The 26,412-nt window shown below is 42.3% G+C and carries 22 protein-coding genes; 5 read left to right on the top strand and 17 right to left on the bottom strand.

The window, feature by feature from the left end; all coding sequences use genetic code 11:
- Positions 1 to 27: 27 nt before the first annotated feature.
- From M9194_RS12630 to M9194_RS12590, 9 genes are all read right to left on the bottom strand, one after another.
- A complete protein-coding gene (locus M9194_RS12630; RefSeq protein ID WP_250613015.1) occupies positions 28 to 1,659 on the bottom strand; it encodes a peptide ABC transporter substrate-binding protein in 1,632 nt (543 codons plus the stop codon).
- Positions 1,660 to 2,431: 772 nt separating this feature from the next.
- On the bottom strand, positions 2,432 to 4,060 hold the full coding sequence (locus M9194_RS12625) for an ABC transporter substrate-binding protein (RefSeq protein ID WP_250613014.1): 1,629 nt from the start codon (positions 4,058 to 4,060) through the stop codon (positions 2,432 to 2,434).
- A gap of 674 nt (positions 4,061 to 4,734) precedes the next feature.
- Positions 4,735 to 5,727, bottom strand: coding sequence for a murein tripeptide/oligopeptide ABC transporter ATP binding protein OppF (oppF, locus tag M9194_RS12620; protein ID WP_250613012.1), 993 nt, complete (start codon positions 5,725 to 5,727; stop codon positions 4,735 to 4,737).
- On the bottom strand, positions 5,724 to 6,695 hold the full coding sequence (locus M9194_RS12615; protein ID WP_250613152.1) for an ABC transporter ATP-binding protein: 972 nt from the start codon (positions 6,693 to 6,695) through the stop codon (positions 5,724 to 5,726). Before M9194_RS12615 ends, oppF begins: the two co-directional genes overlap by 4 nt.
- Before the next feature lie 17 nt (positions 6,696 to 6,712).
- A complete protein-coding gene (gene oppC, locus M9194_RS12610; RefSeq protein WP_250613151.1) occupies positions 6,713 to 7,615 on the bottom strand; it encodes an oligopeptide ABC transporter permease OppC in 903 nt (300 codons plus the stop codon).
- Positions 7,616 to 7,631: 16 nt separating this feature from the next.
- Positions 7,632 to 8,552 carry an oligopeptide ABC transporter permease OppB gene (oppB, locus tag M9194_RS12605; RefSeq protein WP_250613011.1) on the bottom strand — a complete coding sequence of 307 codons (921 nt, stop codon included), beginning with the start codon at positions 8,550 to 8,552 and terminating at the stop codon, positions 7,632 to 7,634.
- A 104-nt stretch (positions 8,553 to 8,656) separates the two neighbouring features.
- Positions 8,657 to 10,288: an ABC transporter substrate-binding protein gene (locus tag M9194_RS12600; protein WP_250613009.1), complete on the bottom strand. Its 1,632-nt coding sequence runs from the start codon at positions 10,286 to 10,288 to the stop codon at positions 8,657 to 8,659.
- A gap of 616 nt (positions 10,289 to 10,904) precedes the next feature.
- The gene (locus M9194_RS12595; RefSeq protein WP_250613008.1) at positions 10,905 to 14,015 is read right to left on the bottom strand and encodes an efflux RND transporter permease subunit; all 3,111 of its coding nucleotides are present in this window, start codon (positions 14,013 to 14,015) and stop codon (positions 10,905 to 10,907) included.
- The gene (locus M9194_RS12590) at positions 14,012 to 15,094 is read right to left on the bottom strand and encodes an efflux RND transporter periplasmic adaptor subunit (RefSeq protein WP_250613007.1); all 1,083 of its coding nucleotides are present in this window, start codon (positions 15,092 to 15,094) and stop codon (positions 14,012 to 14,014) included. Before M9194_RS12590 ends, M9194_RS12595 begins: the two co-directional genes overlap by 4 nt.
- 359 nt (positions 15,095 to 15,453) lie before the next feature.
- Here M9194_RS12590 and M9194_RS12585 point away from each other — a divergent pair, with 359 nt between their 5' ends.
- Entirely contained in the window at positions 15,454 to 16,140 is a 687-nt protein-coding gene (locus M9194_RS12585; protein WP_431769408.1) for a DUF1007 family protein, read from the top strand.
- Positions 16,124 to 17,188, top strand: a complete 1,065-nt coding sequence (locus tag M9194_RS12580; protein WP_250613003.1) for a nickel/cobalt transporter — start codon at positions 16,124 to 16,126, stop codon at positions 17,186 to 17,188. Before M9194_RS12585 ends, M9194_RS12580 begins: the two co-directional genes overlap by 17 nt.
- 52 nt (positions 17,189 to 17,240) lie before the next feature.
- On the opposite strand, the gene cfa is transcribed toward M9194_RS12580, so the two are convergent.
- From cfa to M9194_RS12565, 3 genes are all read right to left on the bottom strand, one after another.
- Positions 17,241 to 18,383 carry a cyclopropane fatty acyl phospholipid synthase gene (gene cfa / locus M9194_RS12575; RefSeq protein ID WP_250613001.1) on the bottom strand — a complete coding sequence of 381 codons (1,143 nt, stop codon included), beginning with the start codon at positions 18,381 to 18,383 and terminating at the stop codon, positions 17,241 to 17,243.
- A gap of 650 nt (positions 18,384 to 19,033) precedes the next feature.
- Positions 19,034 to 19,411, bottom strand: a complete 378-nt coding sequence (locus M9194_RS12570; RefSeq protein WP_250613000.1) for a response regulator — start codon at positions 19,409 to 19,411, stop codon at positions 19,034 to 19,036.
- 114 nt (positions 19,412 to 19,525) lie between these two features.
- Positions 19,526 to 20,146 carry a LysE family translocator gene (locus M9194_RS12565; protein WP_250613150.1) on the bottom strand — a complete coding sequence of 207 codons (621 nt, stop codon included), beginning with the start codon at positions 20,144 to 20,146 and terminating at the stop codon, positions 19,526 to 19,528.
- 256 nt (positions 20,147 to 20,402) lie between these two features.
- On the opposite strand from M9194_RS12565, the gene M9194_RS12560 reads away from it, so the two are divergent.
- Positions 20,403 to 20,732, top strand: a complete 330-nt coding sequence (locus tag M9194_RS12560; protein ID WP_250612999.1) for a YnfA family protein — start codon at positions 20,403 to 20,405, stop codon at positions 20,730 to 20,732.
- Between the two features lie 50 nt (positions 20,733 to 20,782).
- Here M9194_RS12560 and M9194_RS12555 read toward each other — a convergent pair whose 3' ends face one another.
- Positions 20,783 to 21,058 (bottom strand): putative quinol monooxygenase, encoded by a 276-nt coding sequence (locus M9194_RS12555; RefSeq protein ID WP_250612997.1) that lies wholly within the window; start codon positions 21,056 to 21,058, stop codon positions 20,783 to 20,785.
- A gap of 329 nt (positions 21,059 to 21,387) precedes the next feature.
- Between M9194_RS12555 and M9194_RS12550 the strand changes: the two genes are divergently transcribed.
- On the top strand, positions 21,388 to 22,368 hold the full coding sequence (locus M9194_RS12550) for a threonine/serine dehydratase (protein ID WP_250612995.1): 981 nt from the start codon (positions 21,388 to 21,390) through the stop codon (positions 22,366 to 22,368).
- Positions 22,369 to 22,447: 79 nt separating this feature from the next.
- Here the strand turns inward: M9194_RS12550 and M9194_RS12545 are convergent, their stop codons facing one another.
- Positions 22,448 to 23,038 carry a class I SAM-dependent methyltransferase gene (locus M9194_RS12545; protein ID WP_250612994.1) on the bottom strand — a complete coding sequence of 197 codons (591 nt, stop codon included), beginning with the start codon at positions 23,036 to 23,038 and terminating at the stop codon, positions 22,448 to 22,450.
- A 466-nt stretch (positions 23,039 to 23,504) separates the two neighbouring features.
- Between M9194_RS12545 and M9194_RS12540 the strand changes: the two genes are divergently transcribed.
- Positions 23,505 to 23,777, top strand: a complete 273-nt coding sequence (locus tag M9194_RS12540) for a hypothetical protein (RefSeq protein ID WP_250612992.1) — start codon at positions 23,505 to 23,507, stop codon at positions 23,775 to 23,777.
- Positions 23,778 to 23,850: 73 nt separating this feature from the next.
- Here the strand turns inward: M9194_RS12540 and M9194_RS12535 are convergent, their stop codons facing one another.
- The 3 genes from M9194_RS12535 to M9194_RS12525 all read right to left on the bottom strand — a co-directional run bounded on the left by M9194_RS12535 (position 23,851) and on the right by M9194_RS12525 (position 26,336).
- Entirely contained in the window at positions 23,851 to 24,624 is a 774-nt protein-coding gene (locus tag M9194_RS12535; RefSeq protein WP_250612991.1) for a substrate-binding periplasmic protein, read from the bottom strand.
- 605 nt (positions 24,625 to 25,229) lie between these two features.
- Complete coding sequence (locus M9194_RS12530) at positions 25,230 to 25,436, bottom strand: hypothetical protein (RefSeq protein ID WP_250612990.1); 207 nt, start codon at positions 25,434 to 25,436, stop codon at positions 25,230 to 25,232.
- Positions 25,437 to 25,481: 45 nt separating this feature from the next.
- Positions 25,482 to 26,336 carry an AraC family transcriptional regulator gene (locus M9194_RS12525; RefSeq protein ID WP_250612989.1) on the bottom strand — a complete coding sequence of 285 codons (855 nt, stop codon included), beginning with the start codon at positions 26,334 to 26,336 and terminating at the stop codon, positions 25,482 to 25,484.
- Between the last annotated feature and the right edge of the window lie 76 nt (positions 26,337 to 26,412).

The following is a 26,412-nucleotide window of genomic DNA, read 5'->3' as shown; positions in this document are numbered from 1 at the left end:
TTGCGGCCAATGCCTATATGAATCGGCTTAGCTCTTTTTAATATAAAGGTTCTTGGTGTAAACAATATCCTGAGCATTGTGCATTGGATAACCACCAATTGTTGGTGATACCAAGCGAGACGTGACGAACTGATAAATCGGTGCAACGGGCATATCACGTGCAAGCATACGCTCGGCTTTGTGATATAGTTCATTACGCTCTTTGTCATTGGTTAACGTCATCGCCTTGCGGATCAGCGCATCATACTCTTTGTTATGATACTTTGGATCGTTCTCCGCATTACTGGTTGTCATTAAGTTAAGGAAGGTTGAAGGTTCATTATAATCGCCCGACCATGATTCACGTGCGACTTCAAAATCACCTTGATGAAGTGTTTGTAGATAAGTTTTCCACTCTTGGTTTACTAGGGTTACATTGACACCCAGCTCTTGTTTCAACATGGCTTGAACCGCAGTGGCAATCTTCTTGTTGTTGGCATCAGTGTTGTACAGAAGATCGAATGACAAAGGATGTTCTCTATCATAACCTGCTTCTTTCAAGAGCTTCTTAGCTTTCGCTACGCGCTCTTTTTGTGTCCATGTTTCCCAAGTAGGGGTAATTGGGGTAAATCCAGCGACAATATCTGGAGTTAACGTATAGGCTGGCAGCTGGCCCTGGCCTAAAATCGCGTCGGCAATGATGTTTCGATCAATCGCATAAGAAATAGCTTTACGCACATCGACATTGTTAAACGGCTTTTTAGTCATGTTAAAGCTGTAGTAATACGTGGCAAGTTCGCCTGTCGTTTTAACAGCATTTGGGTATTCTTTTTTGAGGCGACGGTATTGGTCGATAGGCATAGCATAAGTCATCTGCTCTTCACCGGCTAAATAGCGGTTCATCGATGATGTTTGATCGGTGTCAGGCAAGTAGGTAACCTGATTGATGACTGTATGCTTGTTGTCCCAATAATAAGGGTTACGTTTCAATACAATGCGCCCACCCACGACTCTTTTTTCAAGTTCATAGGCACCATTGCTGACCATATGTCCCGGTTGGGTCCATTTGTCACCCCATTTTTTTATTGCAGGCGGGTACACTGGCGACATCACGCTATTGACCAGCATTTTGACAAAGTATGGAATCGGCGACTCTAGAGTGATTTGCAGCGTATGGTCATTGAGCGCTTTCACGCCTAAAGTATCAGGCTTCTTTTTGCCCGCAATGATTGCAGAGGCGTTTTTGATATTACTTTCTTCCAGATACCAAGCGTAAGGAGAAGCAGTGTCTGGATTAACAGCTCTTTCAAACGAAAACACAAAATCTTGCGCCGTAACTGGTGCGCCACTGGACCATTTTGCATCTTTGCGTAGATGGAAAATATAGGTTTTATTGTCTTTGGTTTGCCAGCTTTTGGCGACACCTGGAATGGTATTGCCGTTGGCATCTTGGGTCACCAAACCCTCAAACAAATCGTAGGCAACATTCGCTCCAGGAATCCCTTCGATCAAGTCCGGGTCCAGCGTCGCAGGCTCTGCTCTATTGCCACGCACGAGGTCTTGCACTTTGGCAAGTTTAGTCCCTGCAGGAACATTCGCAGCGTATGATGTTGTGGATGCAGCTGTAAGCGCCAAGCCAGCTCCTACGATCAAAGCCGTAGACAGTTTCTTTTTATACATGAATTCACTCCAGTAGTATTTGTATCGCATCCATGCATGATTTTATGTAACAGTACCAAGAACGGATTTGGTGCTGTTTGAACCTAATGGCCCGTTATTTTTGGCGCTTTCTTTGACCAGTCTTATCTCATTGCGCACACTATTATTAGCCAGCGTAGTTTTATAAATTTTGCTATCAAACTGCTAATAATATTAAAACCTTGTCATATCGCTCTTCAGCATATGACAATGTCGTATTAAGCTTCAGTGTTGTTTTTATATTTACCGAACCAAATACTATAATTAGTTTGTTACTGAGATATTAAAAACAAATAAATCCAGATTCGTCTCAGTTAAAATCTTACTTTCCAATTTTGACAACATCAGAAGTACTAAACATCCTGTTTATGTCTTTATATCGTCAACCAGCCTAACTATAAATATATAACCAACTGTTATTTAAAAACTTATTAGCAATACTGCTATAAAACAAACATCGGAAAACCGCATTCACTATTAATCTATCTTCTAGCTAAATTTGGGGTTTCTCTCCAACAAAGAGACTAACCGACATCTAGCCTATTAAGTAGCCCTCAAAAAGACATAACTAATAGCAATTGGTTATAATTATTGAAGCAGTAACAAGCTCTCGCCTAACTCCATCCGATATTATTGAGGTTAAATTTCCCGGCTAAGGCTTCAATTGCATGACAAATCTAGCGGTTCCATATAATTACCTGGAACCGCATTATTTGATCAATTATTAAAGGAGAAATACATCAAGTAATATCGCTTACTTAGCTTTAATATAAAGCTCTCTAGTATAGATATTATCTTGAGCATTATGCATCGGATAACCACCTATAGTGGGTGACACTAGTCGAGTATTTACATACTGATAAATCGGTGCTATCGGCATATATTTCGCTAGGATTTGTTCTGCTTGATGATACAAATCGTTTCTTTGTTTCGTGCTCGTCGCCTTCATAGCCTCTTTAATTAAAGAGTCATACTTCTTGTTCTTGAAGTGGGCATTATTTTGCACATTGGTCGACATCATGGTGTTGAGGAAAGTCGACGCTTCGTTGTAGTCACCACACCAACCATCACGTGCCATTTGGAAGTTACCAAGTTGACGTGTATTTAGGAAGGTTTTCCATTCTTGGTTTTCAAGTGTCACGTTAACACCCAATTCTTGTTTCCACATAGCCTGAAGCGCTGTCGCTATCTTTTTATGCCTTTGGTCTGTGTTATAAATCAAAGTAAAGGACAGTGGGTGTGACTTGCTATAGCCTGCTTCTTTTAATAGCTCTTTGGCTTTAGCAACGCGCTGTGCCTGAGTCATTTTTTCCCAAGCTGGTGTGATTGGTTTGAAGCCCGCAATAATGTCTGGCGTTAGATTGTAGGCAGGTTTCTGTCCTTGACCTAATATCGCGTTAGCGATGATATCCCGGTTAATGGAGTAAGAAAGCGCTTTGCGTACTCTGACATCATTAAATGGCTTTTTCTGAGTGTTAAAGTCATAAAAATACGTGCACAAACTGCCCGTTGTTTTTAGGTCTTGAGGGTATTCTTTTTTCAACCTTTTGTACTGATCCGCTGGTGTCTCATAAGTCATTTGAACTTCACCAGCGAGGAAGCGATTCATCGCTGCCACAGGATCGGTCGTGGCCAAATACGTAACTTGATTGATCACCGTTTTGTTATTGTTCCAGTAATCTGGGTTACGTTTTAATACGATACGGCCATTCGGTACACGTTTATCCAACGTGTAAGCGCCATCACTTACTAGATGTGCTGGTTGTGTCCATTTATCACCCCACTTCTCGATTGCTGGCGGGTAGACAGGCATCATGGTCGCACTTGCAAGCATTTTTAGGAAGTATGGGATTGCCTCGTTGAGTTGGACTTCCAAGGTATGTGGGTTAAGTGCTTTAACGCCCAAAGTATCAGGCTTTTTCTTACCATCAATAATCGCACCTGCGTTCTTCATAGTCGTCATTTGCACGTACCAAGCATACGGAGACGCAGTCGCTGGATTCACAGCGCGTCGGAACGCATAGACGAAATCTCCGGCAGTAACGGGTTTACCATTCGACCATTTAGCATCGCGTAAATGGAAAATATACGTTTTGTTATCTTTGGTGTCCCAACTTGTGGCAATTCCAGGAATAATATCACCGTCCGCATTTTGCGTAACGAGACCTTCGAATAAATCATTAATAATAAACTGTCCTGGTACGCCTTGAACCTTTTGTGGGTCTATCGATGCGGGTTGACCATCATTGTAGCGTACGAGATCCTGCACTTTAGCTAATTTTGTTCCTGGTGGAACATTGGCAGCGTATGAAACCATTGATGTTGCAGATAAAATCAAGCCTGTTCCAAACAAAACTGCTTTGGTTATTTTATTTTTGTACATGCATTCACTCCAATTATAAGTACTACATCCATGCATGATATCTTTGATGTTATTACCAAAACGGCTCTTGGTAATACAAATACTCCCGAGAAGTTAATCATTGATTTAAGAGTATCTCAAAGAGAGTCCTGTTTACTTTTATTGTGTTTGTGTAACAAATTTTACAATTCAGATACTAATTGAATTGTAAGCGAAATATCCACTCTTTTTTGGGATATCTCTAGAGTCGGCTCTGTGCATAGCAATATGTACGCCAAGTACCAAGCGTTAATTTTTTAATCTCATATCATTTACAATTCAAATATCGATGTCACAAAACGATTAAATAAATATATATAAATTAATCTAAATTACAGCTCTACTTAACATATAAAAATTGAACAAAATAAACAAATTTGACTATTTATTCATTAAACATCATTGATATCAGTGTTCTATTCATTACTTGTAGGATAGATTTGAATATAAAAGTTTCGGCTCATCAAATAAAACTAGAAAATCAAAACATAAGAATTTAAATATAGATACTGGAGATATAGTGATAAAACCAATCAAGTGGCAATATTATTAACTGGCGTTTAACTCAAAATTAGCACCATATTGGTGCGCATGCACAAAAAAAGCGCGACCCAGTTCTGCGGTCGCGCTTAAGCCTGTCACAGGCCGAATCGTATCTAGATATCTACTAGCAAGCAGGATACTGCGTGTGTGCTGCTGCCTGTCATCACAGGTTTTGTTTTCGCACATTCATCGGTCGCTAATGGACAACGCGTTCTAAACACACACCCAGACGGTGGACTGATGGGTGACGGTAAGTCCCCTTCTAGCATCTCTATCTTTTTGTTACGCTCGAGCTTGGGATCGGGGATCGGCACCGCTGACATTAGAGCGCGCGTATAAGGGTGCTTCGGATCGGCAAACAGTGACGCCGCTTCCCCAAGCTCTACGGCATTACCTAAGTACATCACTAACACTCGGTCTGAGATGTGTTTCACCACCGATAAATCGTGGGCGATAAACACCAAGCTTAACCCCAGCTCTTTTTGCAGCTCTTTTAAGAGATTCACCACCTGAGCTTGAATGGACACATCAAGTGCCGATACGGGCTCATCACAGATGATCATCTTCGGTTTCAGAATCAAGGCCCGGGCAATACCAATGCGTTGACACTGGCCTCCCGAGAATTCGTGGGGGTAACGGTTAATCACGTTCGGCAACAGCCCCACTTTCGCCATCATCTCTTTAACGCGTGACTTCACCTCGTCTTTGGACAAACTTGGGTAGAAGGTTTTCAACGGCTCAGCAATGATATCTCCGACCGTCATCCTCGGGTTGAGCGAAGCCAACGGGTCTTGGAAAATCATCTGAATGTCTTTACGGGTTTCTCGGCGCTGCACTTCTTGCATCTTGGTTAAGTCTTGCCCAAGCCACACCACTTCCCCGGCGGTGGACTCCACCAAACCAATGATGGCGCGAGCAAAGGTTGACTTACCACACCCCGACTCGCCCACAACACCTAAGGTTTCCCCTTCAAACAGCTGAATATTGACCCCATCCACCGCTTTTAGGTTCGACGGTTTGGCCCACGGCCATGCCGATTTAGATGCAATGCTGAAGTGTACTTTTAAATCTTTTACATCGAGTAAGAGTTGTTTGTCTGCCATCATTTTGTCCAAGCCTCCCAATCAGAAAAACACGCGCGTTGTCGCCCATCACCAAACGGTGTCAATATCGGTGCTTCTGACTTACAACGGTCAGTCACACGATGACAACGCTCTTGATAAGGGCAGCCCGGAGGCAAACGAAGTAAATTCGGCGGGTTACCGGGTATGGTAGGCAAAATGTCCCCTTCGGTATCTAAACGTGGGATGGCTTTCAGTAGCCCTTCGGCATACGGGTGGCTGGGGTTGTAGAAGATTTCATCCACGGTGCCGTATTCCATGGTACGCCCCGCGTACATCACCAGCACTTTGTCACACGAGCCTGCCACCACACCCAAATCGTGGGTGATCATGATGATCGCGGTGTTGAATTCGCTTTTTAGCTCGTTCAGCAAGTCCATGATTTGCGCTTGCACCGTCACATCCAACGCCGTGGTCGGCTCATCGGCAATCAGAAGTTTCGGGCGACACAAGAGCGCCATGGCAATCATCACACGTTGACGCATGCCGCCTGAGAATTCATGCGGGAACATGGTAATACGTTTACGCGCTTCTGGAATTTTCACCGCTTCGAGCATGCGAACCGATTCTTCAAACGCTTCCGATTTACCCATGCCTTTGTGTAGCATCAACACTTCCATCAATTGGTCGCTCACCTTCATGTAGGGGTTGAGTGAGGTCATCGGATCTTGGAAGATCATCGCAATTTGCTCAGCGCGCACTTTATTGAGCGCCTTCTCTGGCAGGTTGAGGATTTCTTTGCCTTCAAAAGTGGCGCTGCCACTGATGATGCCGTTTTTAGCCAGCAGGCCCATGAGGGCGAACACCGTTTGAGATTTGCCCGAGCCAGACTCGCCGACAATCCCTAAGGTTTCCCCTTGGTCTAGGGAGAAATTTAAATCGTTGACTGCGGTGACAATCCCGTCATGGGTGGTAAATTCGACACGCAGATCTTTGACATCTAATAAACTCATCATTACTTCCTTTCTTATTATCTATCTTTTGGATCAAGCGCATCGCGCAAGCCATCGCCGACATAGTTAAAGCAGAACAAAGTCACGATCATAAAGGCCGCCGGGAAAGCCAACTGCCATATCGCTACTTCCATCGTGTTCGCCCCTTCTTGAAGCAACGCGCCCCAACTGGTCATCGGCTCTTGTACACCTAGGCCTAAGAAGGAAAGGAAAGATTCGGTCAAAATCATACTGGGTATCAAAAGTGTCGAGTACACTGCCACAATACCGAGCACGTTAGGGACAATATGACGGGTGATTATCCGCCACTTACTCACCCCGCAAACATGCGCCGCTTCAATAAACTCTTTACTGCGCAAGCTCAGGGTTTGACCACGAACAATTCGCGCCATATCAAGCCAAGCAATAGCACCAATCGCCACGAAGATAAGAATGATGTTTCGGCCAAAAAACGTTACCAGTACAATAACCAAAAACATAAACGGGATAGCGTATAAAATTTCCAAGACACGCATCATTGCTCTATCAGTGCGCCCACCAATAAAGCCAGATGCTGCGCCGTAAAGTGTCCCGATTAACACTGCGACTAGTGCCCCTAAAATACCGACCATGAGTGAAATTCGACCGCCCACTAAGGTACGTACGTACAGGTCACGGCCTAAGCTATCTGTGCCAAAATAATGCTCCATTGATGGCGCAGCATGCATCGCATACCAATCTGTATCGTCATAGGTATAAGGGGCAATCATTGGCAAAAAGATAACAGCCAACGTCATTAATATAAGAATGAACAAGCTCAGCATCGCCGCTTTGTTACGCATAAAACGAATGCGTGCATCTTGCCATAAGCTTCGACCCTCAATCTCCAAACTTTCGGAGAACTTTTCAATCGCTTCTAAGCTTTCTTTTTTCGCTAACATACTCATTTACCCCAACCTAATAGCGGATCTTCGGATCGATATACGCCAACAGCACGTCGACAACCGCATTAAACAAAATAAACAAGAAGCCGATGAGGATGGTCACTCCCATTACTAACGAGTAGTCACGGTTAAATGCTGCATTCACGAATAACTTACCAATGCCTGGCAAACCAAAAATGGTTTCAATGACAACGGACCCGGTAATAATGCCCACAAACGCTGGCCCCATGTAGGAAACAACGGGCAAAAGCGCTGGTTTCAGTGCATGTTTGACAATGATATAGGGGTAACTCATTCCTTTCGCTCGAGCGGTACGAATAAAGTTACTGTTTAGGGTTTCAATCATCGAGCCGCGGGTAATACGAGCAAACGTCGCGACATAGAGTAGAGACATGCCAAGTACTGGCAACGCCATGTATTTAAACGAACCATCTAGCCAGCCACCAGCGGGAAACCAGCCCAAGTTAATAGAGAAGAGATAAATTAATACAGGCGCTAATACAAATGAGGGCATCACGACCCCGAGCATTGCAGACGCCATTATCCAGTAGTCAAGCCAGGTATTTTGTTTCAACGCGGCTAAGGTTCCTACACCGACCCCCATTACAACGGTAAAAATAAACGCGGCAAAGCCAATTTTGACCGACACAGGCAGTGCCGATGAGATAAGCTCATTCACCGTATAATCTTTATATTTAAAAGAAGGACCAAAGTCACCGGTAATGATGTTGGTCAAATACGTGGTGTATTGCTGCCAAACGGGTTTGTCTAAGCCATATTTGGCGTTGATGTTCGCCATTACCTCAGGTGGCAATGGGCGTTCTGTTGAGAAAGGGTTACCTGGCGCGAAACGCATTAAAAAGAAGGAAATGGTAATTAACACCAGCATGGTAGGTATCGCTTCCAAAATCCTTTTTGCTATGAATTTAAACATAAACTCACTCTTTCAGTCTGTGACATTAAATGATGCTGGCTCTGCACGCTTGGTATCCCAAGTCATGCAGGCCGCTTTAATTTATTATTGGTTTTGTGTTGTGGTTATTTAGCTTTGATATAAAGATCTTTCGAATAGACTTTATCTTCTGCATTGTGCATCGGATAACCACCTACCGTTGGTGACACTAGGCGAACTCGAACGTATTGATAGATCGGTGCAATTGGCATATCACGTGCAAGCATGGCTTCAGCTTGGTTGTATAGCTCGTCACGCTCTTCATCCGTTTTAACGATCATCGCATCATTCATCACTTTGTCGTACTGAGGATTGTGATACTTCGAATCGTTGTTACCATTATTCGACATCATCAGGTTAAGGAACGTAGACGCTTCATTATAGTCACCACACCAACCCGCACGAGTCACGTCGAAGTTACCTTCACGGCGTGTATCTAGGAATGTCTTCCACTCTTGGTTCTCTAGAGTAACATTGACGCCCAAGGCTTTTTTCCACATGGATTGAATCGCGGTAGCGATTTTTTTGTGGTTTTCTGATGTGTTGTAAAGCAGAGTGATGGATAGAGGGTTAGACTTGTCGTACCCCGCTTCTTTTAGCAGTTCTTTCGCCTTCGCGATTCTCTCTTTCTCGGACCACTTTCCATATTCAGGGGTAACCGGAGTAAAGCCTGCGACAATTTCTGGGGTAAAGTTGTAAGCAGGAAGCTGGCCTTGGCCTAGGATAGCTTTTGTAATGATGTTTCTATCGATGGCATAAGATAACGCCTTACGAATTCGTACATCGTCAAAAGGTTTTCTGGCAGTGTTAAAGCCATAATAGTACGAACACAGATTACCTGATATCTTCAAATCTTCAGGATGTTCTTTCTTTAGACGTCTAAAGTGTTCAATCGGCACTTCGTTTGTCATTTGTAACTCACCCGCGAGAAAGCGGTTCATTTCGGCAACTTGGTTTTCAATCGGCAAATACGTTACTTTATCAATTACCGTATGCTCGTTATCCCAATAGTTAGGGTTGCGTTTCAGCACTAGACGCTCGTTCACGACCCATTTTTCTGGAACGTACGCACCATTACCAACAAAGTGTTCTGGTTTAGTCCATTCTTCACCCCACTTTTCAACCGTAGCGCGATGAACAGGTTTAACCGTGGTATGTCCCATCATTTTTACGAAATAAGGAAGCGGTGTTTCTAGATCGATTTGCAGTGTGTGATCATCAACTGCTTTAACACCCAGAGTGCTTTTATCCTTTTTGCCTTTAATGATATCTGCTGCATTGACCATGGTGGTCATTTCTAAATACCAAGAATATGGAGAGGCAGTGTTTGGATCAACAGCACGTTGGAAAGTGTAAACGAAGTCTTCTGCGGTCACAGGATCGCCATTGGACCACTTGGCATCTTTACGTAGATGGAAAATATAGGTTTTGTTGTCTTTTGTTTCCCATGATTCAGCAACACCGGGGATGGTATTTCCGTCTGCATCTTGGTTGACTAATCCTTCAAGAAGATCACGAATTACGTTGGATTCAGGTACACCTTCTGTTTTTTGTGGATCGATGGACGCCACTTCAGCACCATTACCACGAACCAATTCCTGTACTTTAGAAAGCTTAGTTCCATCTGGAACATTCGCTGCATACGACGCCGTCGACGCAGCTGCCACTGCCAAGCTCGCTCCTAGTAGGAGGGCTTTGGTTATTTTATTTTTATACATATTTTTGACTCCAGTCTTATGTATTGCATCCATGAATTCTTTGTAAATTTTTTTAACAAGGGCTACTAGAACGGCTCTAGTGATTTAGATTTAATTAGACCTAAAAATAAGCATAAAAATCTAAAACCTCACAAAGATGACGGCAAACGTTACCAATCATTGTGCTAATTTGCCATAAAAATGTAGCAAAAAGATGCAGAATTCCACGTAATTTGAAACAAACAAGCGAAATTCGCTACTCTATGCCAAAAAAATAGTAACATAATCTAAAAATATGTTTCGAGCTGGCTTATAGTTTTACATAATCTATAAAGCTATCAAAAAACAACACTTTAAACCAATTTACAACCTATAGTTAACACTAAAAACTAATAAAGTTGATTACTGTGGGTTTACTCACCCAGCAAAAGTACGAAATTTGAGGTCATCAATAACAGAACAATGTTCTGTTTGTGTGTTTCTAAGGAATTAGGCTGGGTGCAGGAGGCAAGATAAGCAGGGCTGAAAACAGACCCTAGTGATTTCAAGGGGTGGGATGGAATGCAGTGTGAGTGGCCGAAACAAAAAGCCCATTGCTGATATCAACAATGGGCAAACTCAGTCACTTTATTATGTGTTAAATCGATTTCGGTGACGTTACTGACGGCAAGGGTTCCTCTTGATCGTCACTTTTCATTGGCTTTTTAAACTTCTGTACCATTAAGTAGATACATGGCACCACGAATAATGGGTCAACAATACCAATTGCCATTCCAGAGATAATGATAATACCTAGCGATCCCATAGAAACAGCGCCAGGTCCTGTTTCAACTATCAGTGGGACAGCCCCTAAAATCATGGTCAAAGAGGTCATTAAAATAGGGCGAAGCCGAGTTTTGGTCGCTGTGAGTATCGCTTCTCTTGGTGACTTGCCCTCTCTTCTAAGCTCGTTGGCAAATTCAGTGATCAATATTCCGTGTTTACATATCAATCCAATGAGGGTGACTAGGCCTATTTCTGAGTACACGTTGAGTGAATAATCACTGAAGTATAATACCCAGAGCGCTGCGGATAAGGTTATCGGAAGTGACAGCATCACAACAAACGCATCAACAATGCTTTCAAACTGCGCGCTCAACACCATGTAGATAAAAATCAAGGCAGCAGCAAAAACAAACAGCATTTGGTGATTGGTTTGAAGATATTGCTCAGCGTCATTAATGTAGTGATAACTTGCACCTGCAGGCATGATCTGTGGCAACAGTTTATTCACCTCTGCGATACCCTGCCCCATACTCACACCATTAGCGAGTCGTATAGACAGTGATGCCGACGTCGCGCGATCGTATTGTTCTATCGAATGTGGGCCGACTTCACTTTTTATACTAATCAACTGTCCAAGCGGGATAAGCTTTCCATCGTCATTTTTAATCTTGAGATTTTTTAGTGAAGACGGTATCTCAGTGTAGCTCTTTAACATTTGCACGTATAAAGAGTAATTCACTCCTTGATAGCTCATATCATTATCAAATGTTTTGCCACTTAATGAGACTTTCAGTACATCCTGGATATCTTTCATCGACACGCCATACTGCGAAGCGGCAACACGATTGATCGTAATTCGGAACTGGTTTTCATCAAACCTCAGTGCGTTCCTTACGTGAGAGAACATAGGCGATTCACTGAGTTTACGTGCTACAACAGCCATCTGCTTTGACAACATCTGATAGCTCGCTGAGCTGGTAACATTGATATCAATACCACCACTGTTCCCTTTACTGCCACTCCCGGTATCCACAGCAGGAATGACGCCAGTGAACACCATATTGCCCCCTTGACGAAGAGCAGTGTCGATCATTTCACTGATTTGTGTGGCGCTATGAGTTCTATCGCTCCATGGTTTTAGTGTGATAAACCCGCGTATAAAATCCGTACTCGCGAGAATAGCGACGTGCTCAATACCGGGTATCTTATTTAACCTTGCACTCATGGTATCTATCATCTTTTGCTCAGCGGCATCATCCGTGCCGCCAGACAAAGGCTGGAACATGAAAATTTGTCCTGAGTCTTCCGCTGGAATCATTTCCGAAGGGCTGCGAGTCAAGGGCCAGTAACTAGTAGCAAAAATAGCGATCAATAAAACCAGCGTCGTCTTGCGATAGTCTATGCTATAGCGAAGCACGCTATGGTAAGCATCTGCCAGAGCGTCTAGCTTTGAGTTTATCCAAACTTCAAAACGTCCAGCGGGTTTATGATTGAGCATATTACTGCACATCATTGGTGATAAAGTTAGTGCTACCATACCTGAGATGATTACCGTTCCTGCTAACGTAAAGGCAAACTGTTTAAACAACTCTCCTGTAATACCGTCTACTAACCCGACAGGGATGTAAACAGCCGCTAAGGTCAGAGTGGTGGCAATAATCGCGAAGCCAATTTGCCGACATGCAATCACGGTCGCTTTGCGAATCGAAGATTGATATTTGAGTTGCCGATGCACATTCTCCGTCACTACTATCGCATCATCAACAACCAACCCAACTGCCAGCAGCATCGCCAGTAACGTGAGAGAGTTAATACTAAAGCCTGCCAACTTCATAATAACAAAGGAGCATGCCAAACATACCGGAATCGTCACCACCGGAATCAAGGCTATCCGTAGATTGCCTAAAAATAGCCAAATCACACCAGCAACTAATACCACCGCTAAGCCAATAGCCAGATAGACATCATGTAGTGAGCTCTTAATAAAATCTGACTTATCCAATAAGATGCTCGCTTTCATGCCGCTTGGTAACTGAATATTTTTCAGCAAGTCATGCACTTGATTGGATAGAACAAGCGCGTTTGCTGTCGCAGTGTATTGAGGGTTCAATACAAACAGCATGGCGTTTTTCTTAGAAAAATCGATCAGCGGCTCTACATCTGGCTGGTTACCAGGCGTACCAATAGTCACTTTTGCAATCTCTGATAACCGAACTGGCTGAGCGTCGTACTGCGCCACAACAATATCTCGGATGCTATTTAAACTGTCGATAGCCCCACTTGATATCAGCTGATATTGGCTCTTGTCACCTGAAGTGGTGCCACTGATTGCGGTGACATCATCGATATCACTCACTTTGTCAATGACGGTATTAAGATCCAAGCCATACCTTTGAATTTTATCCGGGTTTAACGTAATCAAAACCGACTGCGAAGAACTGGGGGCGACATCAACCGATCCAGCAGAAGGAAGCTGTTCGAGGCGAGGGAGTAAGGTATTAATCCCGTACTGGCGGAATTCGTATTGCGCCTGATTTGGCCCAGGCGTTAAGCCAATAAGCATAGCAGGCATACCTTGATCGTCAGACTTACTCACGGTCGGCGAAAGGTTATCCGGCAATGTGCTGGAAATGTTGGAGATATCGTTATTGATTTCACTTACTAAGGTATCAATACCCGCATCATCTACCCCATCGGCAACATCAATTGTAATGTCACCTTTGCCCCGTCTGGCCGTCGCCGTCATATGAGCGATGCCTTCGGTACCAGCAATTTCATCTTGAATTGGAATCAACACTTCCGTCATCATATTTTGCGCAGCAAGGGCGCTGTCTTTTGCTGATATTTGGATTTTTGACTGAGCAAGCTGAGGGGTATACCGCAGTGACAACTTTTGTACCATCAAAATCCCGATAAATACCGGAATAAGCCAAAGCACCGTGCAAAGAACCGGACGGCGTATGCAGAGTTCGGTCAATTTCATTGTTGAACTCCCGGTGCTTTCGAGCTTTTGCTTAGGACATGTCCACTATTGTTCACAATCACTGGCTCGTCGGTGTGCAAATAATCTTGTCCATTGGTCACCAACGCCTCACCGGCTTGCAATCCCGAAAGTATTTGCACGTAACCATTATAAAAGTTGCCAACTTTTACATCGCGCAAGACCGCCTTACCATTTTCGACGATATAAGCTTGGTTTCCTCCGAGGTTAGTCAGCAGGCTCCCGGTAGGAATTGTTACCTGATTCGTCATAACCTTGGTTTGCTGGGTCACTTTGACATTTTGTCCTGGCTTAAAATCTGATCCCGCCTTCATTTCGGCTTTTAAGGTAATGAGTCCAGTGTCAATACTCGGCGCAATATACGTCACTTTACCCATCGCTTTATTGTTTGGGTTTAACTCCGATTGCACTTCGACTTGTTGACCGACTTTATATTCAGCGCGAGCTGATGCAGGAAGCTGATATTGAACCGTTAGGTTATCTGGATCGTAAAGTGTAGCGATTGTCGTGCCAGAGTTGAGAAGATCACCGACATGAAAATCTGTGCTACTAATGACGCCAGAGAATGGCGCTTTAATGGTAAGTTCTGATAAAAGCGCCGTATCTTGTTCTAATAATGCTTTAGCTTGTTTGTAACTACTGTAGCTGTCATCGTAGTCGCTTTGAGAAATGAGTCCTTTGTCGCGTAAATTGGACTGACGGGTCCATTCATTTTTAGCTTGTGTGAGTTGGGCTTGATCTTGAGCGACTTGCGCCTGAGCTGTGCGCGTATCTTGAGTTAACAACACCTGCCCTTTCTTAACAGTTTCACCACCATAGAACTTTATGCTAGTAATTCTGTTGGTCTGTAAACTGGTCAGCGTGACATAATCTTTCGATAAAATAGAGCCGTAGCCAGATTCCTGATCATAGAGAGTACGAGTGCTAATCGGCTGAGTTTCTACTTGTGCCGCACTTAGGTGGCGTGATGGACTTGTTTCTCCGATATAACGATAGCTCACACCAGCTGCCGTGAGAATCACAATGGCACTTAAACACAAAGCAAGCTTTTTAGGTCTCATAACGAAAATCCCGAAAATAAATTCAGCAAATGGTTCAATAGGCGAAGAATTATCGCATGTTGAAATTAATATTCTCCCTTTTTTACTTTCCTTTACATTTGCAGCTACAGACGAGAATTTCTAGCTTAGCTTATACCCAAATTACTTCGAGATGCGAGTTTCAGCGAGATAGATAGGTTTATCAAATAATGCTATGAATAACTGACATTGTTTTTGCTTTGCAAAATAATGCTAATGTAATACTGTAACACTTGGCGACAAATTAAGAATATCAGCCGCTTCCTTACCTAAAACGGAGTTAGACCATTCAAATGGGGATAAACCTTTTTCAGCGATTCCGCTTACCAAGCTATACTTCATTGAAACCACGCTCAATTAAATACGTACCTTTGTTGTTATTGCTGTCACCTTTACACAGTTATGCACACCCACATTCCTGGGTAGACATGAAAACTTATGTGCAAGGAACAAAAGATACCATTACTGGATTTAAGCAAGAGTGGACATTCGACCCTATGACCACAGCTTATATGTTTGATGGCGAAGACATGTCGCCAGCACACCAGAAAGCAACCATGCAAAAAGTGGCCGATTCTGTCATGAAGAACTTGTTAAATAGCCACTACTACACGTATTTTTACGATCACAATACGCCAATCAAATATCTGGTAGCCAAAAATGGCAAGCTCACGAAGAAAGGCCCAAAAGCAACCCTGAGCTTTGAGCTACCATTAGCGCATCCCAAAAAAGTAACGGCTGACTCAATTGTTTTGCACGTTTTTGAACCCACTTACTATATGGATATGACCTGGGACAAAGCCAGTGATATCGTACTCGCACCAGCGCTCGCCAAAACCTGCTCGTTCAAACTCATCCCCGCCCATCCGACCCCTGAAGAAGTCAGCTATGCGATGTCTCTACCACCGGATGCAGATCCAGACAATACGTTAGGTCAATTGTTTACCCAAACCGTAAAGTTCCACTGTAATGTATCGCAAGATTCTAAAAATCAAGCTAAGGAGAAGGTAGATGATAATAAAAAATGACACCGTTCATGCTTCTCGATTGCGTTATTATCTAAGCGCCGCTATTGCGTTTATTATTCTCGGCGGGATTGGCTTTGCGCTATGGAAAGCTTGGCCTCTGATCTTGCTTAGCAGTATTCAATGGCAACGTGAAATCAACATGCAATTGACTGATTTGCTCTATCAAGCAAAAGCACACAGTGTGACTGCTGGGCTTTATTTAGCAGGGTTCAGTTTTCTATATGGTGCACTGCATTCCATCGGCCCTGGGCATGGTAAAATGATCGTCACGACTTATCTTGCTACCCACCCGACGAAAGTAAAAGTTAGCTTAGTCCTGACCATCCTATCCGCTTTTCTTCAGGCCATTGTTGCCATTGTTCTCGTTAGCGTATTGTTGATGCTGTTCAACTCCACCATGAGAGAAGTCAATAGTGAAGCCAACCGTTTTATGAGCTTAAGCTTCTACGCCATGGCCATATTGGGCGCTATTATTGTTTATCGCAGTACTAAACAGCTATGGCAAAGGTTTAAAATTAAAGTTCAAACTGCCGATTTAGCGGTTGAAAATGGGCCATTCCAATCATTTAGCAAACTTGATAATGATAGCGAAGTGGGTTTATCTCCAGTGCAATCGGTGAGCAAAACACATGTCCACCAACACGACGAAAACGGTCATTGTGGTTGTGGGCATACCCACTTCGCCAGCGCTGAAGACATCAACAACGCATCCAGCCTACGAGAGTACATAGGCATCATCGTAAGCATAGGTATTCGCCCCTGCACTGGTGCGATTCTGGCACTACTATTTGCCAACGTGGTCGGCGCATACTGGCTTGGGGTCATTAGCGCGTTTGTCATGTCAATCGGTACAGCATTAACCACATCGACCATTGCATTGATGACGATTTCAGGCAAAAAAGTGGTGGCGAAATACTTAGGAGCAAGTACTCATTCGACCTCAACAGGTGCGGTGATCTTGCAGCTTTTAGGTGGGACCTTGTTAGTCTTGTTTGGTTTATTACTCATGCAAGTCCCCGTCTATGGAATGTCACCGATTCTGTCTTGATACCACACGAAAACTAAGGGGCTAGCTCAAGCTAACCCCTTGTATACCTGCTTTATCGAGGCACTCGAATGCCACCCTCGACTCCATCTTTACTAAATAGAACCTGCCAGAGCTGAATATTTCTCGCTCTAAATGCCCCTGCGCAAGAACACAAATAATAGTCAAACATGCGATAAAATCTAGGAGAGTAGTTATGCTTTATCTCCGGCCAGATTTGCTGGAATCTCGCTTTCCAAGCCATTAATGTTTTATCGTAATCTGGACCAAAATTATGCCAGTCTTCCATAACCAAAGAACTTTGACTCACTTGGCTGATCTGCTCAATTGATGGCAGCACGCCGTTAGGGAAAATATACTTATTAATCCACGGGTCAACATTCACCATCGTCTCGTTGCCGCCAATAGTATGCAGCAAAAATAAACCGTTAGGTTTTAAACAACGTGACACGACATCGAAATAGGCTTTATAGTTTTTGGGCCCCACATGCTCGAACATGCCAACCGAAACGATTTTATCAAATTGTTCGTCCAGGTCTCGGTAATCACACAATCTAAGATCCACATGCAGGTCTTTGCATCGCTCCATACCATATTGCTGCTGCTCTTTAGAAATCGTTACCCCTGTGACACTAACACCATAGTTTTTAGCGGCAAATTCACTGAGACCACCCCAACCACAACCGATATCAAGCAAAGTTTCACCGGGCTTGAGCTGCAGCTTCTCGCAAATTAACCTTAGCTTATCTTCTTGCGCAGAATCTAAATTATCGGCATCTTTCCAATAACCACATGAATATTGCATATATGGGTCAAGCATACCTTGGAACAAATCATTACCCAGATCATAATGCTCTTCACCAACCATCCACGCACGCTTTTTACTTTGCATGTTGAAAAGGCGGGATTTCAGAACAAAGAAAGTATCACTTAGCCGCACTGGCCTTTTTTCGTCTAGTTCGTACTTTAATAGGTAATAAAACATTTGATCCAAATCAGCGCACTGCCACCAACCATCCATGTAGCTTTCCCCTAAACCTATGGAACCATCAACAAGTACACGCTGATAAAAGTCTGGGTTTATCACCTGAATATCGTGTTTCTTCGGACCATTAATTTGGATTGGAGAATCGGAAAGCAATTCTAATATCACAGACTCCCACTTATCAGTAGGTAAGTTGAGCACGTTTGTAGTCATATTAACCCCTTTGCTACAGCTATTATATATTTGATTTATAAAAATATTTTTAAGAGATCTAGCAGTACAACTGACTAAAATAAAATGTGTATCCTTACCTACTTCGGCTAAATAAATTTACCTAGCAGCCTATATGGCTATGATGACTTATAAAAAGAACATCATCCCATTTATAACAACTGAAGAAATATTTATGCAAAGTTTACCGCATGAAAACAATGAAAAAATATATAATCATTAACGGTAATTTCATATGGTACAATCCTCTTGTACATATACCACCCATTATTAAATTTAATTGAGCACCATACTGAATAATGAGCTTACTAAACTAGTTGCCGGATAAAAACCGAAAATCTGGAAAAGACTGTTCGAAGATCTGCAACAATTAGTAAGCCATTAATATTCAAGGTAATTCCATGATAGAATCAAATAAAAAACTGAACAATTAAATCTATACAGATTCGGCCATTATATTCAACAGAAAATTGATTAGAAGTTATATACACTAAAGTATTTGTTATTAAAAATTACAAATACTTCCATGGAATATTAATATATTAACTTAAGTAATTGATAAAAATAAAACCTTAGATATGAGCATTATTGCTTAATTTGTAAGTTTTCTTAAATCAAATGTATTGAGAAAACTAGCCTAGAAAAAGACGGGCGGTATTTACCAAATCCTGACCAAGGTATTCTTTACTCACAATGGCGTCCGCACCTAAAGAGTCAGCCATATTCAGTACAGATTGAGGATCAGCATTTCGAAATCCAGCGGATATAGCGATTGTCGGCAAGTCGTGATTTAAGCGTATGCGTTCGATGAGTTGATAGCCATCCATTTCTGGCATCATCACATCGGTAATCACTAAGTTATATGATTGGCTAGCCAAACATTCTAACGCTTCCTTGCCATTACAGCAGGTAGAAATCGACAGCTGATCGCCAAACTCTCCTTCTAAGAGAGCGAGAACATATTGGCGTATATAGCGATCGTCATCCACGACCAAAGCACGTTGTGTCATCCGTTCCTCACCATAAACAAACCATCAGGATATGCAATCTAAACCTTATGGATTAGCGGTACCTAAATAGTATAGATAAAAGTTTTGAATGAGGTGGGAAAATGCCACAACAGTTTATACAAACGCAAGCCAGATGCCGACACCTATCATCAGAGTACCGGCTATTCGATTGATAAATCTGACATTGCCACTGCGATGCAAAAACTGGCTTAAATAACGACCACCCAGAGCGTAGAGCATCAAACAGCTAAACTCCAAAATGAGAATAATGACGACCAAGCTAGCAACTTGAGGGACAACATGAGTACTAGCACTTATAAAAGGTGGGAGTAAAGCGACAAAGAACGCCCACCCTTTGGGATTGGTAGTGGCGGTCATAAATCCTTGCAACGCCAATTCATATCGTGACTTATTAAAGCTCGTGTCATTACTAGAAGAGACGGCCATTTTACCTTTTGATTGCCATAATTGGACACCAAGATAAATAAGATAAATACCACCGACCACTTTCATTATGGTGAACACCATTGGATACAGTAGCATAATAGTGGCCGCGCCAGACACAGCAGCAATGGCCACTAGACCTACCCCTATCAGTTCACCAATCATCATCCATAGGGTACGTCTGACCCCGACAGACATACCCAGTGTCATCGATAATGTCATACACATTCCAGGCGTCGCTGAAACAAAAAAGAACGTGGGGATAAAGATACCGAGCGTGGCTGTGCTGATAAGCATAATACGTAATCCAAGTTCACTTTGGGGATGTGCCCAAATTAACAGACCGACGTATCATACTATCTGAATTGTTACTATTTGCTCAAGATTTAGTTAATAAATTATGGCAGCACTTCAACCAAGCGTATGACTTTACCTCAGGTACATCAAGCCCTTAATATTTTATTTGAGAATGAGAATAATTAAAAATTGACAGGAAACCTTAAGCCATTATATTGTTTGCGCCTAACTTCCTTATCTTGTTTGATATATGATAAAAAGTACGTATTTTATAGGCTTATTTTTCCTTACGGCTATTGCGGAAATAATTGGATGCTACCTTCCTTATTTATGGCTTAATCAAAATAAGTCAGTATGGCTACTATTGCCCGCAGCACTCAGTCTAACCGTATTTTCTTGGCTGCTAACACTCCATCCCGATGACGCTGGTCGGACCTACGCTATGTATGGTGGAATATATGTCGTGACAGCAATTCTTTGGCTATGGGGAATTGAGCGAGTGATGCCATCTCGATGGGATATTACTGGTGGCTTGGTGATCTTATTTGGCGTCGCCATTATTTACTTTGGCAATAAATAGTTATTGAAAATATACCCAAGTATTGACTGGGTATATTGTGACCCACTTTTCTATGAGAGAATTTTATAATACCTTTTTACATCAAGGGTAACTTTTCCCCAAGATGAAGTACGAATTCTCTCATTGTGCTCTTCAAGTGCTGACATATCAGTAAACTCTTCATAAACATCAAATCGATTTGGATTCTGTTTACTTCGCGTTACTCTGAACACAATACAACCCTCTTCTTGCTCGGTCAGAGCAATATGGTTTGGCAGCTCTTCAAGCACATTTGGTAAGTCATGGTCAGAAACGAGAATATAGCCTTTAAGTACAACACCGTTCATGAAATAAGCTCTCTTTGCATCTCAATCGATACTCAGAGTAACAAAAAATATGCGGTAAGCGAATTAGGGGGAAGCTCGCTCACCGCACTAGCTATAAACACAACATAAGTTTTCTACAGGAGTGAAACTACACTCTATATTCATATGCATACTCACACAATGGTTAATAATTAAGACATTGCTTCAATTTGTAAAAGAGTATGTCTAACAAGCTATTACCTGATATAGCGACCTAAAATTAAGATTTTTTAGTATAAAAAATTCATTAAAGTCTATGTGTTACGCTATAATGAACTTCCAAAATTTTTAAGTTGCTCTAGGGCCGCATCATGACAGTCAGCATAGAAGAAATAGCCAGCACTACCGCCTCGTTAAATCCAGCTACGTTTTATAACCAACAAGGGGTTATTGATACACCACTTGTATTTTCTGAACACTTATCAGAGCGTTGCCAATGCCAAGTCTATTTAAAATGCGAGCACCTGCAAAACACAGGGAGCTTTAAGATCCGCGGCGCAACCGCTGCGATGCTAAGTCTAAGCAGCGACAATAAGCAAAAAGGCGTTCTGACCGCGAGTTCTGGGAACCATGGAGCAGCCACAGCAAAAGCGGCTCAGGCTTTAAGTATTCCGGTAACGATTTATGTCCCTACTACCATAAACGCAGCAAAAGAGAAGAAAATCGTTGATTGTGGGGCGCAATTAATAAAAGTTGAGGGAGCGACAGAAAAAGCCGAACAAGCCGCCGCTCACGATGCAAAAACGCAAGGCCGGACATATATCAGCCCATATAATGATTTAAATGTCATGGCAGGGCAAGGGACCTTGGCCGTAGAGATCGACCAACAGTTACCAGAGGTAGATACCATCTTTGCGAGTGTCGGCGGAGGCGGAATGATTGGCGGTCTGGGTTGCACATTTAAATCAAAATCAGACTCCCCTACTATTGTGGGTTGTTGGCCTCAGAGCGCGCCAACCATGCTTGAGTGCATGAAAGCAGGCAAAGTTGTCGAAGTGAAAGAAAAAGAAACGCTCTCTGATGGTACCGCTGGTGGACTAGATAGCGGTGCTATTACTCTTCCAATTTGCCAGCAAGTTATCGATGTAACAGTCACTGTTACCGAAAGTGAGATTGCTCAAGCAATGAAACTTGTCTATGACCATCACGGCTGGATCATTGAAGGAGCAGCTGGTGTGGCGCTTGCTAGCTTATTAAAGACCAGTACCAAGTACCAAGGGAAGAACGTGGTTGTTATTCTATGTGGTGGGAATATTCCTGAGCAAAAATTCCACGAAGTTATATCACTTTAAATACTCAATTTTTACAGAGTCACTAGCCCTATTTTATCTTGGGCTAGTGGCAAGTTAAGTGCGTATCCACATCACTATCTCAAGCTTTTCGCCAAGTGATGACTGCTGCTGGAAATAGGTTCATCATCACCCAACGGATTCTGACACACGGACCATACTTTGACTCCATTTGCTGACGAAACTGTTTGGCATTTTCAAAGTAATACGCATGTAAATATTGAAATGTGGTGAACGTAGCTTGCTCATTACTCGCTGATGAAACTGAATCAATAATCTTAGTCGTCACTTCCGCAGGCAAAGACGCAAAGGGTAATCCGGAGATTAAATGATCGATTTTAGTAGTATGTCCATGTAGCATCAAAATCTTTTCAAGCTCTTCTGCGCGCGCACAGGCAAAGTCGGCATACGGGAACTGTTTTTTGAGTTCTCGGGTAAATCTGGGGTTAACCTCCACACCCAAATACTGGCTAGAAGTGGCGAGCTTTGCCAAAATGTAGCGAGTAAAGCTACCTGTACCAGGGCCGAGCTCTACAACAAGATCATTTGGCAGGAAATTTAAATGCTTTGTCATTCCCTGTGACAATGCTGGTGCACTTGGCAGCAAGGCTCCAACCGATTTCGGATTGGTAGCAAAAGCTCTAAGAAACATAGTATAAGATTGAAAAGACATTTTGCTTCCTTATTATATTTGTGGCATATATTTCGTATACCGAAATACAAGACTGATTAGATAATTAATAGACGATATTAAATTAACCATATCAGTGATTTGAAGTATTTACGGTCATCGAAAAGTCATATATTGGTTAATAAACTCAGCGGTATTGAATCTATTCAATATTATTTGGAAACATCCTATTACGGCGTCAATGAACTGAAGATGAATAATAGAAACTGTCAGGGTTCGCTGTTAAAAATAAACGATAAATAAATATACACATATTGATATCTTGCTGTCTCAGCATCCATTCATCACACCCACTCTCGGTCATTGTATACCGCCACTGAGATAGACCGAGATTTTCACAAGTATACCCAGTTACTGAGACGAGTATCACCAACTCAATGAGTCATTCTGTCAATTGGTCAATTTTGTGCCAACATATTAAAGATCAGGTAGATAGCGGTGGACGCTTATGTCAAACAAACATAAAAACAAAAAATTCACCTTGAAGATAATTAAGAAAGAAGAGAATGGAGAAGGCGTCAGTTTAGCCTCATCAGACAATATTGATCGTCAGTCGGCTTTGTATCAATGGCTTATCACTAAGCGAGATAAAGGCATTACTCCTTTCTTTTTAGCTCTGTGCGATGAAAATGATGAGTGTATTGATGCTAAGTACATACCCATTGATGTGGTTCGTGACATCTTAAAAGACTGGGGTAAGGTGTCTGAATCAGACATTTAGCACTATCTAGTTTTACATACTCGTTTTTTCTACCTAACCGCCCAAGTTAGTGGGTATCTATTCTAAATTAGACTCAGTTTGGGTTACACTCTTCCCCTTTTTTCCAGTATTTCTCATTGAGATTGATTTGGTGTTTTTTCAGTAGCGCTGCGAACTCACCATTTCGTTTTATCTCAATTAATCCTTGGTTAAACATGTCAATAATCTTTTCAGCCTCTTCATGCTTTTTAGACACCATTAGGTATTGCTGATCCACCGATAACGGCTTGGGCAGGTTGTCGTATAAGTGTGCTCCATTGGGAGCGAGCTTCTTGATCAAATAACGCCCTTGATACTTATCTAAAACCACAAGATCAACCTTACCTTCTAGTAACTTGATGACATTTTCCTGGTCAGAATACCCTTTGATAAGCTTGAGCCCAGGCTCTTGATAGAATGAATCTGCATAGGCATAGCCAAAAACATACCCTATTCGGTAAGAACGTAAGTCTTTCATTGAATGGAAAGTAATCGGCAGTGATTTTCGTTTAAAAAATACCACTTCATTTGGAAACAAAGATTGGGAGTATAGAAAGTCACGTGCTCTTTCTGACGTACACCAAACCGTGAACATCGCATCTACCTTCGCTTCTCGTGTCATTTTTAGCAACCTGACCCAAGGAAAAAATTCTATATTGCTCTTGATATTTTGTTGTTCAAACGAAGCTTGAATCAATTCACTGACCACACCATTATTTTCTAACTGCGGGCCGTAATACGGTAGATACTCAATGGAACCTAGGTTAATCGTCTGAGAAAAGCTCGGGAAAGAAAGCAGCAAGACAAATGGCCAACACCACGCTTTCATACCCCACCTCCATGTAAACATTCATTCAATATAGAATGTAGAGCGAGAATGTTCACATAGCAAACCCATTGCCAGGCAGAAAGCAACGTAATGACGAGCATTTGGTATATTGAGAGCTGATAAAAAAAGAAGCCCCACTATAAACAGCGTGAGGCCATGCAACAGGCGCACTCCTTAGAAATATAAGGAAAATGTTAGTTGGCTATGTACGGCACTCTGACCAAGAAAGTGCCGTGCTATGAACTCTTCAGATCAAAAAGAAAAAGTGCATAGCATTGATGCGGAAAACTCATGCGGGATAATAGTAGATGTTAAATTTTCGTATATTAAGCTTTTATTTCGGGAAAGACTTTTTCAAATAATCAATATAAAACGCTTCTCATCAATCGCATGTCATGTGGTATGGTACTCGCCCTGATGAAGCTTTGAGATAGTTATATGGTCCAGCTAACACAAGCCTGCCAACGTTTGATAGAATTATTGGCAACTTACAGCTCTCGTATCAATAGAGCTCTCATAGGTATTAAAAAACGCTTGGAATTGATGTCTGGGGTATTCGCTCCCATCCTTGGGAACTCAATGAAGTCTAATCATTTGAAGTTGTATTACTGCTCACCGCTATATTGACATTGACGCGAAAGTTTAACCGCGACACGTGAAAATAAAAACGCTAATACAATTGATAAACCACCACTGTATCCTATCATTGCTCCTGAATTAATTCCTGTTTGCCATGAGAATAGGCTCGCAAATAGCCCAGACACACCGAAACCAATGCCAATTGTAGATCCTAATAGTTTTTTATAGTTCATAATATCACCTCTAAATTAATATCGAAAATCCTAGGTATAAACTGCTCACTTAATAGGTAAATATATATCTGTAATCAATTCACATTCATCTACTTCATGAGCAAAATTCAAGTAATGGAAGAAACAGGGAAAGTCTCGCAACTCTTCATGGCTCGTCGGTAACCAAGATCGGTACATCTCCTGACAAGTTTTCCCCGCGCTTTCGTAGCTGCCTGTATGTCTCACAACCGCACACCGCCCTTCAGGGATATACGATTTAACCACGCCATATTGATTAGGCGAAACCTCTCCCTCATGAGTGCCGCAGATATCGAGTTGCATTTCATCACCAAGATCTGAACGCTCACTATGGGTAACGGTATATATCTCCCTTTTTTGACTCGCTTTTTTTAAAGGGTTTTGTGTTGCCCACTCCACGAACCTTTCTGCGGTTTGAAAAACTTGGCTTTCAGTACCTTGGTGCCTAAGTAATGCGACTTGACGTTTATCAAACATCACTATCTTTACATCTAAATTCATCATTTCTTTGTCCTGTAAAGCAAAATCATATGTGCGGTGCCAATTTTCCCAGTTTGGACAACGTCTAAATTGGGATGGCGATTGCTTAAAAGTGCGGGAAAATGCCCGCGAAAACGCTTCAGCGCTATCGAAGTGAGCTTGCAGAGCAATATCAAGGACGCTTTGATCTTTGTTAAACGCTAGGCTTAACGAGGCTCGTTTCATGCGCGCAAGTAATACATATTGCATCGAGCTTAACCCTGTGAATGCCTTAAATAACCGATGAAAATGATATTTTGAAAACGCGGACACATTACTCAATAGCTCTAGAGAAAGGTCTTGGTCGAGGTGTGAGTCAATATAATCACATACCCTTATGATGCGCTTTTCATGGCTATTCAAAATATTACCTTCGGATTTATTTGTATCTGGCCTCTATACTAGACGGGCAAGTGATGGCTTTCTTGATTGAAATTGC

The organism is Vibrio sinus (assembly GCF_023634645.1).
In the GTDB taxonomy this organism is placed as follows: domain Bacteria; phylum Pseudomonadota; class Gammaproteobacteria; order Enterobacterales; family Vibrionaceae; genus Vibrio; species Vibrio sinus.
Note: the sequence above shows the minus strand (reverse complement) of the source record. Positions and strands in the feature narration are given on the sequence as shown.